This is a genomic window from Nocardiopsis dassonvillei (assembly GCF_964273065.1).
Taxonomy (GTDB): domain Bacteria; phylum Actinomycetota; class Actinomycetes; order Streptosporangiales; family Streptosporangiaceae; genus Nocardiopsis; species Nocardiopsis dassonvillei_B.
Map to the genome: position 1 here is coordinate 31,747 of NZ_OZ186815.1, position 11,702 is coordinate 43,448.

An 11,702-nucleotide genomic window follows, 5' to 3' on the forward strand; every position below is an offset into this window, starting at 1 on the left:
TTACATTCCCGGACATGGGCGACACTTGCTGAGCTGCACGGATTTTCGGTCAGGCTGGACCCATGGGCCGCGATCATGTCTGGATCCGTGTACAAGCAGTGTGGGTGCCGTACCACACGGGGTGCTGGTGGCTACGACGTCCGTGTTTGAAGCAGAGACGAGTGTCCTCGCTCTACGCTAGGGTTTTCCCATGAGTGCCCCCATAGTGGAATTCGTATACATCCTGGCCACTCCGAGCCTCCCCGGTGTGGTAAAAATCGGCTTCACCTCACGCCTTGTAGACGACCGGATGAACGATCTCAACACTGCGGTCCCTCAGGACTTCACCGCAATCCTCCGTCTGCCAACCCAGAACGCCCATAGAGTAGAGAAGAAGGCACACGTTCTCCTCCAAGAGCACCGCATTCCAGGCAAGGAGTTCTTCTCGGTATCTCCCGAAAAGGCTTGTCAGGCAGTGCGAGATGCCGCTCGCGACGTTAACGGAATCCACTCATTCGCAGAGAATATAAACTACATTAAGGCATCTGATCGAATTTTCCTGCCTCTGACAAATAGAGACTACTTTGTATGGCTTCGCTATGAACATTTTTTTGACACAAGGCCATCTATATGCGACATTTGGCAGGCGCACAGTTCTGGCGATGTCCTAGAGTTGCACGGGGCAGACAGCATTGAGCAGGTGTCCGGGTTCAGCGATGACGACCCTGACGGCATCCTCGACCCTGTTCCTTACTTGGACCGCAAGCAGAATGCCCCGAACGGGCACATCATCGGACGAGAGAGGCTCATTGCCGGTGACCGCTTGCTGTGGCTATCCACCGACGAAGAAGGGGGCACCTGCGTATCGCGAATTTTTGAGATCAGCGACTATTGTCAAGTGGTCTGCCGCACCTGGACTCCTCAAGTCACCGTTGACGGTATCCTCCTACTCAACTTCATGGTGAGTCAACCTCCCGAAGCGACGCATAATGTGGTACGCGCAGCCCTGACACTTCCTGGCCCTCGATCATGGTCTATGGCTAATATGGACGAAAGTCTAAGGGATTCGGCTGGTACAGACACTCCACCACCGGATTATTGGATCCCAAAGCTGCGGCAAGAAGAGCGACGAAGGCACCAGTATCCGGATGCGACCGTATAGCCTTCACTGCAGATTGTCCTCTCTGACGCAGACTCGGCGCAGCATCCGATGCTTCGGGAGTATTGGTTATCTCACCTGGTTTATGCGCCCATGGATAAGTAGATCAGGGCCCGAGCAGCACGATGAGGTCCGGCGGCTGCCGCAGGTTACCGGGCCCCCATGCGCATGCTTCAGTCGTCTTTGTGGCGACTGCCGTCAGCCGTTGTCGGGCCCGGTCGAGTTGGCGCTGTTTCTCCTGCCCCAGGGCGTAGCTGGCCAGGGGTGCGCCTGTGTGCACGGTGGAGGTGGCCAGCCTCCCACACTTGGAACCGCAGTTGGTGTTGCAGAGCGTAGCGGCGCTGCTGGCTGAGGACGTGGGTGAGCGCGTGCCCGGCCTCGACCTGGAACGGGGTGGCAGTGTTATAGCCGAAGGAGTCCAGCGCGGTCCGGAACTCGTCCTGGATCGGTGCATGGTGGTCGTCGGCGCAGATCTTGCGCTGCGTGGCGGGGTAGTAGATGTCGTGCAGCTCCGACACGTCGGTGATCAGGTGAGTCTTTATCTCTTCTCGCCCCGATCGACAGGATTCGGGGCCGTTATGTCCCCAGTTGCCCCTCCATTTCATCTAGTGCAATTTAAATTTTCCGCATTTCGATCTCGCTTTCTTTTTTAAGCTTTTTGATTCCGATGTTTTATGTTTCAAGTGTTGCTCGACTTTGAGTGGTGATTTTTGGGGGGTGATTATTTCTGTTGCGATCGCATGTTGTTCAGCGTTTCAGAAGACCGTCAGCTGGTCTCCGTGGGATTCCATCTGATGGTCAATTCCTAGAGAGTTCAGCAGCCGCACGACCTCGGCATGCTGAGAGCGAGGATAGGTGAACGCTAGGAACCGCCGCGCACGGGTGATGGCGACGTAGTAGGTTCGGAGCAACTCGCAGTTCCCGGTATGTCGAGACGGGTCGGACCAGGCCTCGATCAGCTCTGAAATTCCGCTCGGCGGGATATGGACGAGTACTGCTTCGGCTTCGCTCCCCTTGGCCTGGTGAATGTTGGAGCTGCGAACCTTCGGTGGCTCGGATGCCGATGCAGGGGTGCCGAGAAGGCCGATCAGCGCGTTGATCGGTGTGTCGGAGAGATCTTTGGCCAGGGAAAGCGTCATCGGCGGGTCAGTCGGATCGGTTCCCGAAGGTGGTCTCTGCGCCTTCCAGATGGTGCGAGCCTTCTTGCGCCACTGTCCGGCGGGAATGGTGTCTACTGGGGGAAGAGAGGCGAGGAAGAGCGCGGAGCGGCGACGCATCAGAGCAGGTGTGATGCCGTGTTCAGCCAAGGAAGCGGACAGAGACCCTAAGCCGTCGGGGTGCCAGTAGGCGTTGAGGAGCTGAGCGGCGATCTCTAGGGCCTGCTCACGGGTATTCCGGTCTGCCTCGCCCGTACCGAAAACGGCAGCCGCCCGTGCGAGGGCCACGGTGTCCGGTTTCTTGGGGGCCTTCAACGCGGGTTCGGACCGGATCCTGAGAACGGAGGCATTGCTGTGAGCGAGCACCAGGCAGTCCTCGTTTCCGATACCTTCCCGTGCGGCGAGCTCGGTGAAGGCCTCGACTGCCTCATTAGGGCCTTCGAGCCCTGATGACTTCCGGCGTTCGAATCCGTAGGGCAACAAGACCACGGGAGTGTCGACGGCGTGGTGCGCTCCCACGGACAGATCGGGAACGGTGTGCGGGGCCGGCCGCAGCGTCGCAGCTAGTCGACAGATCGGCGCGCTGCTGCGCCAGTTGCCGTTGAGCTCCACATGCTGGGGAAGCCGCCGGGCCAGCGCGAGAAGCTCCTGCGGTCGTGCGTCGTTCCACTCGTAGATCCCCTGGTCGGGGTCGGCGACCACAACCAAGGGAAGGTTCGCGTCCAGCAGATGACTGAGGAGGGCCAGGTCGAGTTGAGAGCAGTCCTGGGCCTCGTCCACGACGATCTCGAAGAAGCGGTGACGCAACAGCTCGGCGACACTCGGATCCTCGACATTGCCCAGGGCCGCGACCCGGATCTCGTGCCCGGTCATGTAACCGTGGTCCCGCTGTAGTCGGTCCCGCACCCTCTCGGCGAGAGCACAGTAGGACTCTGCGGAGAACGTCGAGTTCGTGAGCCGGTTTCCGGGGTTGGGCCACCGGACCAGGGTGTGGTTCGTGGACGGGTCGTAGTCGAACCGGAACTCCGCAAGCGGGACCTTTCGGTGGCCCACTATGGCTGAGGGCACCTGGTCCCAAGAGCGCAGATGCCGCCAGGTGGGGCCCGCGGGCAGGAACGGACGTACAAGGTAGCGCCACAGGAATCGGTCGAAGGTACCGATGTAGTGGGGGAAGGCTGTCAAGTCCGGACGGTTCCCGTCACAGCGGTCGCGGAGTTCGTCCGCGGCGACGTTGGTGAAGGACAGCAGCGCCCGCCCGGTGCGGCGGGGCATGGCCTCGGTGCGAAGGTGGCGCTCCACGAGCACCCGGGTCTTGCCCGCTCCCGGACAGGCTCGTACGAACACCGGTGCCGAAGCAGTGGCGGCTTCCTCTTGTTTGCCCCGCGCCTTGTCTCGCAGGGAGTCGATTCCGCTCATCGGATCCGTCCTTCTGCTTGCGTGATCCAGCGGATGGCGGCGGCCAGGTGTTCGGGGACCTTGAAGCCGCCGGGGGCGCGCTTGAGTCGTTCCGCCAGACGGTAGGCGTAGTCACCCTTGGGAAGCCGGACCGTTTTCGACGTGAACAGGCCACCGAAGGCCTCGGCCTGGGCCTCCGGGGTGATGGCAGCATCGATGGGCTGCCAGTGGTGCGCAGAGCCCGGACGCAGGTCCAGGAAGACCTCGCGCAGCAGGGCCCGGTTCGCGGGGCGCATCAACTCGGGCTCCAGAGTAGGCCGGCTCTCCGCGATATGGAAGAACTTCTCGGGGACGTTCCATGAGGTTAGCTGGCGCCGCAGGCGTGAAGCGCGGTTGTAGGCGACCTCCGGGTCCCGCTGGGCTTTGTCATCCGTTGCTTCGTAGTCCACCAGTGTGTCGACGTCTTCGGCCTTGTCCTCGGAGTCGGCTTTTTTCCGGGGATCCTCGTCAGTGATGAGAACGACGCGTTCGGCGATGCGATTGCCGTTCACATCGGCGAGCAGTGCCCGCATGTAGGGGGTGAAGTCGACGCCGTCAACCATCACGATGCAACTGCCGCGGAACACGGCCTTACTCCGCCTGCGCATGCCCTCATTCGGGATGGCTTCCAGGACCAGATCGGCAAAGGCAGGCAGCAAGAGGGCCTCGGCGATCCCTTCGACGAGGATGACCCGGGTCGCGAAGAGCATGGAGCTCTTGGTGATATCCAGGTAGCGGTCGAGCTTGGCGGGTTCGTGTTTGGTGAAGGGGATCTCCGCCACGGGCACCGCGGTGGTCGTGAAAGCGAAACCCGCTTCCTGCTTTCCGATCTCGGACGCCTCGGCTTCGCCGTGAACCTCCTCGGAAGTCGTGGTCGTCACCGTCGCGGGTGCGGGTGCGGGTGCGGAAGTGCGGATCCGCTTGAGCACCACCAGGTCCTCCACCGTGGTCGCCGCGGCCAACACCGGTGAGTGCGTGGTGATGATCACCTGGATATGCCCGAGAGGGCTTCCATCGTCATCACCGGTCTGGCCCTGACGGGACTTGCGAGCCTCGCTCTGGAGATGATCCAGCAGCAGGTTCTGTAACTGCGGATGCAGGTGCGCTTCCGGTTCCTCCACGAGGAACAAGGTCAGGTCCGCACCGCGGGCCGCATCCAACTCCGCCAGGACCGTGGCGATGTACAGCAGGTTGGCGTAGCCGAGCCCCGAGCGGGCGATGTCCTCGAACGCGAGGCCCTCATCGCCCATTCTGGTGCGCAGGGCTCGCGCGATGGACACCAACGTCGGGTCCGCGAACGACAGCCCCATGTGCTGCGGATGAGCGCCGGCGGTGAGGTGTTCGAGAGGAGCGTTGATCCGCTCCCGGGCCGCCCTGACCTTCGTGTGCCGTTCCAGACCCTGGAACAGGGCCGCCTGCTCCTCCTCGAACGCCTTGACGGCCTCCTCACCTCCGAGCTCCGCGGCGAGAATCAGGCGAAGCCGGTTTCCTGAACTCGACGCCAACTCCTGCTGGGCGTTCCTCATCGGAGGCAGGTACACGTGACGGACCAACCGCCGGGCTTCTGGCTCCGGATCGTCCAGCAGCCTCCCCGCCGACCAGACCGGCCGCTGTGGGCGTGCGTTCACGGCCGGTCTGTCAAAACGCACCGAGTACCGAGCACGGTTTCCGCTTCCCAGGTTCGGCTCCTCGGCCTCGGGGACGACCGCTTGGAGGTGGGTGCCCGATTCCGCAGGGCCCATGCCCGCGTACACCGCGGTTAGCTCCACCCCCTCCTCAGCCCAAGGGTGAACATCGTCAGCCTCCCACCACCGGGTACGCCGCCCATCCAACGGATCGGTCAGAAGACGCAGTGCGTCGATGAGGTTTGACTTCCCCGCGTTGTTCTCACCGACCACTACCGTGACGCCTTGCCGAAACGAGACCTCTGTGTTCAGCAGTGACTTGAAGCCCGCAGCCCGAACCCGACCGAGATGCAATGTTCACCCCTCAAAAAGATGAATGGTGATATTACCGGTGTGTGGGCAGAGCTTGGTCGGTTTTCAAGGTTTTCGCTCGATCAGCAGTCCTGTCGAGGCCGCCTCTGCTGGTGTTGATCGGTGCGTTCGGTCCGCCTACCGGGGGCGGTACTTCGAGGAGGCTCGGGAGTGAGTGTTTAGAGTCTGATCGAGAAGGGTTAGGAAACAGGGTCCTGACACGTCCATGCCTGTGTGGACCGACCAGGCCGTGATCCTGCGGGAGCGGGGCGGGGAACAGCTGGCCGTGGCGGTTTGGACGGTGGGGCAGACCCGCGCCTTCTTGGACTCCGCCTCCGGCCATTGGTTGTGCGCGCTGTTCCATCTGGTGGTGATGACGGGGCTGAGCCGGGGGAGGAGGTGGTGGGGTGGGGCGGGGCCATCGACCTGGCCCACAGGATGGGAGAGGTGATCCGTCAGCTCCAGACCCCTCTAGGGGAGAGGGCTGGAGGAGACGAAGCCCAAGATGAGGCGAGGTGCCGCGCGTTGATGTTGGTTCACACCACGTTGGGGGTGCTGCGCCGCAACCGGCGCCGCCAGCAGGCCGGGAGCGCCGAACGCGGCCTGGAGTGGGCCCATGGGTATGTGTTCACCGCAGTGCGGGGCAGCTCGGGGGCCCGGGGCGATTATCACGCCTGTTCCGCAGGCTCAACACCGTGTGCGGGTTGCCACCGGTGCGGTTGCGCGATCTGCGACACGGGGCGACGCTGGCGCTGGCGGCGGGGTGGAGCTGAAGGTGGTGCAGGCGATGTTGGGGCACGTGAGCGTCATGCTCACGGCGGACACCTATGCCAGCCTGCTATCGGAGATGGCCCGCCAAGCAGCCGAGCGAACAGCGTGCTTGGTGCTGTGGGATGCCGGAAAAGTGCGACACCAGGTGCCACCGAGGGGGCGGCCGGGTCTGGTGCTGGTCCCACCTCGGTGCCACTGACAGAACAGGGCGCCCGGCCCACAAGCCAGTGAAGCTGTGACCTGGGGTTTTGTGGCGCACCCGGCAGGGTTCGAACCTGCAGCCATCGGATGAGAAGCAACCTAGTTGACGAGCCACGGCCGAGCTTCTAGGCTCTATTTTTAGGTTCCAGAACAACCCTAAAATCAAGGTGCACATGGAGTTCACTCTTCAGCCCGGCGACACCATCAAGCGAGCCGACCTCCACAAGACCTACGGAGGCCGCCAGCAAGGCGGCATCGGCCCCTCACGTGTGACCCCCAACATCTTCCTGTTCTCCGACCCCAAGAGCGGGCAGCAGTACGGCTACTTCGATGGCTGGGGCGATGACGGCTGCTACCACTACGCCGGCGAAGGCCAACAAGGCGACCAGACCATGACCCAGGGCAACCTCGCGATTCTCAACCATCGCGAGGACAAGAGGGCCCTGCGCCTCATGGAAGGATCCCGCGGCGAGGTGACCTACGTCGGGGAATTCGAACTTGCCAAGGACAACCCCTGGTACCTCGACGACGCTCCGATGAAGGACAGCGACGAGATCCGCAGCGTCATCATGTTCCGGCTCGTCCCCCGGGGCGGCAACATCGAAGAGCTCCCACCCCTTCCGGAGACCCCTCACGACAAGAACGAAGTCACCGAAGTCAACATCGAGCAGACTCACACCGAACGCGCTTACGTCAACCCGTCCCGTGAGCCCTACCAAGCAGAACGCCGTGAATCCAAGCTCGTACAGAACTATCAGCGCTACCTGCGGCTTCAGGGGCACTCGGTGTTCCGCAACAAGATCTCGCCGGCCAAGGAACTCAAGCCGCTGTTCAGCGACCTCTATGACAAAACCAGCCACAAGCTGATCGAGGCCAAGGGCACCGTCACGCGCGAGGCCGTGCGCATGGCCGTGGGGCAACTCTTCGACTACCGCCGCTTCATCGAGCAAGACGGTAAGCGGCCTGCGCTCGCGATTCTCCTTCCCAGCAAGCCCCGCCCCGACCTGCTCGACTACTGCGCAGACCTGGAGATTGAGGTGATCTGGGAAGAGGGCGACTCCTTCGCCAGTACAGCATGAGCCGGCCCCAGAACCAACAAGCGCAGCTTCTGGGTGGACGCGTCACCTTTCAGTAGAGCTCTGCACTACGGGTGAGTGCTCCCTATACCAAGGGGGCAGATGGATACGACGCGGCAGACAGCCGGGCCGCACAGTCTGCGTTTGAGGTAGCACCAGCCTCCCCTGTGCTTCCTGGTCGCCCGAGGGCGGCCGCCACCTTGCTGAAACCACAATGCAGGCGCCCGTCACTGCCTTGACGGGCGCGAAATCCATGGCTCCAGTCCGGGAAGCCGCCGCGGGATGCTCGGTGATCTCTGGTGACCGACTTGCCCGACTGTCCTGGCTGCTGAACGTGGCCGTCCGTGTTCTGGAGGCCGTCTCGGTTGGCGTAGGCCGGAACCTGGTTCGGTCGCGCTCGGTTTGCCATGTCCTTCTGTCTGAGAGGAACCAACGACGTGTCCGACCCCTCCGATGCTCACCGCTGGTTCGCCCGGTCATGCTCATTGGTCCTCAGCGCCGGGGGGCTGAGCAGTCTCATCATCTTTGCCCGTCCCCTCCTGGAGATGGTCACCTCCGCACCCGCTTGGGTGTGGATCGTTCTTGTCTTTATCCTGCTACCGACATTGGTCTGCGTGTTCGTCGTGGCGGCCCTGCGCGCCTGTTGGCCCTCCCAATCTGCACACCGCATGGAGCTGCTACAGACACTGCTGCGTCGCCGCGGTGCTCCCTGATGCACCCGCTGTTCCCTGGCATCGACGAAGCGGCTCCCTCTGTAGTGCTGTTTCATACCGTGTCTGTTGGAGGCTGTGGCAGGTGACGGGGTTGGTGTTCACCCGTCAGGACGGGTTGGGGCGGCACCCGGGGCAGGTCAGTGACTGGTTCTGCCGCATCGCCAAAGCCGCCGGGCTCCCGCCGGTCACGTTGCACGGGCTCCGCCACGGGGCTGCTTCCCTGGCGCTGGCGGCGGGAACGGACGTGAAGGTGGTCTCGACCGAGCTGGGCCACGCGACCACGTACTTCACCCAGGACACCTACCAATCGGTCTACGCCGACGTGGCCAAGGCCGCTGCGGAGGCGACGGCTGCGCTGCTGTGTGGGACGCCGGTGTCGGTCGGGTAGCGGGACGGGGGAGTACACCAGGAGCACTTGGACACCCTGAGCCCCGGGCTGTGCGGCGGGTTCACACCGCCTGGCCTGGGGCTTTCTCGTGGGCGGAGGTGGCTGGCCCCGCACACCTGGCGCCGCGACTTGGAGTAAGGCTTTCTCCCAGTATTGGGAGAAGCTGGGAGCAACCTGGGAGGACGAGCGGCCCGGCACCCCGTAGGGTGCCGGGCCGCTTCGTCATGCTGGATGCCAGGACTTCAGGTGTGCTTCTTCTTGCTTGGCCAGACCTTGTGCTCAGGGTCCCAGAACACGACGTGGAAGACGTTCTCATCAAGGAACCCGTACAGGCGGCGCTCACCGGTCAGCCGCAACCGCGAGATCTGCGTCTGATCCGCGAGGCTCAGGGCCTCCAGCCGTTCTCTGGCCTCGTGAGTTGGAAGGTCGGCTATGTCGTAGGACTTGCCAGGCTCGTCGCCTCGGTGGAACAACTCGTTAACGGTCATCGTCTCGAAGTCACGCAGCCGCTCCAGGATTCGACAGAGCTGTTCTGCCGAGACCTTGCCGAACCCCCATGGGCCATCGTGGTCGACATGTTTGAAGCGCCAGCAGATGTGTTCGGCGGAGTTGCCTGCTCCAGGAAGCCTCCCCGTGACGTGGGGAGGGCTCTTACGGTTTGGCACTCCGGGTGGTTGCGGCGTCCGCTTCGGCTTACCTTTGCCCACTGTCGATCGCTGTCACGCTGTCGAAGTACTCGTGGATATCCGCGTTCGTCAGCGGCTCGGCGCTGCGCTCGAGCCCCTGCGCGTTGTCTCGTTCGCGGGCGCGAACCCACGGGGCTTCCGCATGGGTCATGGCGGACAGTTGGTGGGCGGAGAGGGTACCCATCGAGCCGAGAACCAGGTCGATGGACTCGCGTTCACCAGCGTCGAGCTCCTTCGGGTCACCGGTGATGTCTTCCGGGGCGACGACGAACTGGCCGCGGTGCCGTGCGTAGAGATGGGGGGAGACAGGGCCGTTGGCCCACGCCTCGAAGTGCTGCTCGAACAGGGGGCGCTCTTCCCAGGCCAGGTGGTAGCCGTAGGAGTAGTAGCACAGCTTCTGCAGCTTCATGGCGCTCATCTTGCCGAGCCGGTCGAGGATGTAGCGGGCTGTGTCATAGATGGTGGCCATGGCCCTTTCCTTCCTCGTGGTGGGGGGAGGTGGTCGCGGCTGGACGCGAGGGAGGGAGTGGCACGTCAGATGCCTTGTCTCAATCGTATGTCTGAATCACGTGTATTTATATACCCCTGGGGTGTGACAACCCTATCCCCAGACAACTCTTCGTGTTAGTAAAACTACTAAAAGTAGTTTCGGTGTGACCTTCTGCCACACGGTTGTCCCATGACATTCACCGATCGCCGGCCCTGCTTGGGAGAGCTTCGCGGTGTTTCAGGGAGATCGACCTGGAGCGTTCGCCCAAACGCCGCGGCGGCGCGCTCGGCGTCGGCCGTTACCTGGCCGAGGGGCACGGCCACCGGGCCAGGCCCTTGACGAACTGGCGCTCGGCCCGGGCCATCATGTCGGCGAACCGGTCCAGCTCCTCTTGGTCGATCTCAAGCATCGGCGCTCCCTGCTAGTGGAACATCACGAACGGGCCAGAGGGCGGGGGCGTGTAGCTGACCGGGACGGTGACAGACCAGTGCCCCTCGGGTTCCTTCCACGGGGACCCGGGCCGTGAGCACGGGCACCGCCAACCGATCTCGCTGTCGCCGGACGGCCAGAAGCGAAACCGGAGTGTTTCCACGCCCAGCTCCAGCCCGGTGTCCAGAGTCGCGAGGTGGACATCCCGTTCAACACCCGGCTCCAGGTTCTCGTTCAGGACCATGCGTTCCCCACTGACTCCCGGAATCACCACCTGCACGTGGTAGACCCGGGCCAGCTGGAAGCGGGCGAACACCTCGACTTTGCCCGGGGACCTGGACTCCTTCGGAAATGCCTTCAGTCTGCTCGGTAGCACCGGCCGGATTTCGTCGTGGCGTCGCTCTGCCTCGAGCCGGTTGGCCGTCTCGGCTTCCGCAGCGGAAGCCTCAGCTGCGTCCGCCGATCGGCTGGCCTCCGCCGCTGCCTTCTCCGACGTGGCGGCAGATTTCTCAGCCGCGGTCGCGGATCGCTCCGACGTGGTAGCGGACGTCTCAGCGGCATCAGCGGATCGCCCCGCCGCGGAGGCTGACCGCCACGCGAACCACAACGCAGCAAACGCGACCGCGACGCCGATACCGGTTACGAGCAGGGTGCCCTGTTCGACGGTCATGTCCTACTCCTCAGTACTCGAACCCGGCGATGAGCTCGTCCAGTTCCTCGAGCCGGTCGGGGCACACGTGCTCGACGTTCACCCGACGCAGCGCGAGCGCCCGTTCGGGATCGTCGCCGTCGGCGCTCATCCCGGCGGTGTAGGCGAACACATCGTCGTCGGAGTCGCAGGTCTCCTGCGCGATGTCGCTGATGTCGGCCTAGCTGCCGTCGTCCAGCTCGTCGACGCCGAGGGCCTCGGCGGTCGCGGCTCGGTGCGCGGTCTCGTCGTAGCTTGCACAGCCTGTGAGCAGCAGGACCACCGCCGCTGCCGCGGCGATGAAGGGGGGCGCGTGGGCATGGGGCACACCTCTTGGGGGAGGCGTCGGAGCGGGCAACGCGGAGGTCAGGGGCGCTTCAACGAGCACACCGGCCGTCTCCGCGTGGGCGGAGACCGCGGGATCACGGTAGCCCGCGGTGGCTCGTGTCCGTCTGTGGAAGCGTCATGGTGGCCAGATCTGGCCACGCTCGCATCACCTGGGGCGGCCCCAGAGCCTGAACACCCCAGCGGGTCAGCCGCCGATCTCCCCGGGGC

The 11,702-nt window shown here is 63.6% G+C and carries 9 protein-coding genes and 1 pseudogene; 3 read left to right on the forward strand and 7 right to left on the reverse strand.

The features are described from left to right. Window positions 1-190: 190 nt before the first annotated feature. Window positions 191-1,141: a GIY-YIG nuclease family protein gene (locus tag ACSUPR_RS00155; RefSeq protein ID WP_436888393.1), complete on the forward strand. Its 951-nt coding sequence runs from the start codon at window positions 191-193 to the stop codon at window positions 1,139-1,141. A gap of 170 nt (window positions 1,142-1,311) precedes the next feature. Here ACSUPR_RS00155 and ACSUPR_RS00160 read toward each other — a convergent pair whose 3' ends face one another. The 3 genes from ACSUPR_RS00160 to ACSUPR_RS00170 form a co-directional block, all read right to left on the reverse strand. Beyond that, window positions 1,312-1,743 (reverse strand): hypothetical protein, encoded by a 432-nt coding sequence (locus ACSUPR_RS00160; protein WP_436888395.1) that lies wholly within the window; start codon window positions 1,741-1,743, stop codon window positions 1,312-1,314. Window positions 1,744-1,893: 150 nt separating this feature from the next. Next, entirely contained in the window at window positions 1,894-3,711 is a 1,818-nt protein-coding gene (locus tag ACSUPR_RS00165) for a UvrD-helicase domain-containing protein (RefSeq protein WP_436888398.1), read from the reverse strand. Then, window positions 3,708-5,708, reverse strand: a complete 2,001-nt coding sequence (locus ACSUPR_RS00170) for an ATP-dependent nuclease (RefSeq protein ID WP_436888401.1) — start codon at window positions 5,706-5,708, stop codon at window positions 3,708-3,710. Before ACSUPR_RS00170 ends, ACSUPR_RS00165 begins: the two co-directional genes overlap by 4 nt. 1,142 nt (window positions 5,709-6,850) lie before the next feature. Between ACSUPR_RS00170 and ACSUPR_RS00175 the strand changes: the two genes are divergently transcribed. Together ACSUPR_RS00175 and ACSUPR_RS00180 are read left to right on the forward strand one after the other, a co-directional pair. Continuing rightward, entirely contained in the window at window positions 6,851-7,756 is a 906-nt protein-coding gene (locus tag ACSUPR_RS00175) for a restriction endonuclease (RefSeq protein WP_436888404.1), read from the forward strand. A 786-nt stretch (window positions 7,757-8,542) separates the two neighbouring features. Then, window positions 8,543-8,854 (forward strand): annotated as a pseudogene (locus tag ACSUPR_RS00180) (tyrosine-type recombinase/integrase); the annotation flags it as partial. Window positions 8,855-9,096: 242 nt separating this feature from the next. Here ACSUPR_RS00180 and ACSUPR_RS00185 read toward each other — a convergent pair. The 4 genes from ACSUPR_RS00185 to ACSUPR_RS00200 all read right to left on the reverse strand — a co-directional run bounded on the left by ACSUPR_RS00185 (window position 9,097) and on the right by ACSUPR_RS00200 (window position 11,475). Beyond that, the gene (locus ACSUPR_RS00185) at window positions 9,097-9,561 is read right to left on the reverse strand and encodes a hypothetical protein (RefSeq protein WP_436888406.1); all 465 of its coding nucleotides are present in this window, start codon (window positions 9,559-9,561) and stop codon (window positions 9,097-9,099) included. Continuing rightward, window positions 9,548-10,009, reverse strand: coding sequence for a Panacea domain-containing protein (locus ACSUPR_RS00190; protein WP_436888408.1), 462 nt, complete (start codon window positions 10,007-10,009; stop codon window positions 9,548-9,550). Before ACSUPR_RS00190 ends, ACSUPR_RS00185 begins: the two co-directional genes overlap by 14 nt. Window positions 10,010-10,451: 442 nt before the next feature. After that, the gene (locus tag ACSUPR_RS00195) at window positions 10,452-11,129 is read right to left on the reverse strand and encodes a hypothetical protein (RefSeq protein ID WP_436888411.1); all 678 of its coding nucleotides are present in this window, start codon (window positions 11,127-11,129) and stop codon (window positions 10,452-10,454) included. 199 nt (window positions 11,130-11,328) lie between these two features. After that, complete coding sequence (locus ACSUPR_RS00200) at window positions 11,329-11,475, reverse strand: hypothetical protein (RefSeq protein WP_436888413.1); 147 nt, start codon at window positions 11,473-11,475, stop codon at window positions 11,329-11,331. Between the last annotated feature and the right edge of the window lie 227 nt (window positions 11,476-11,702).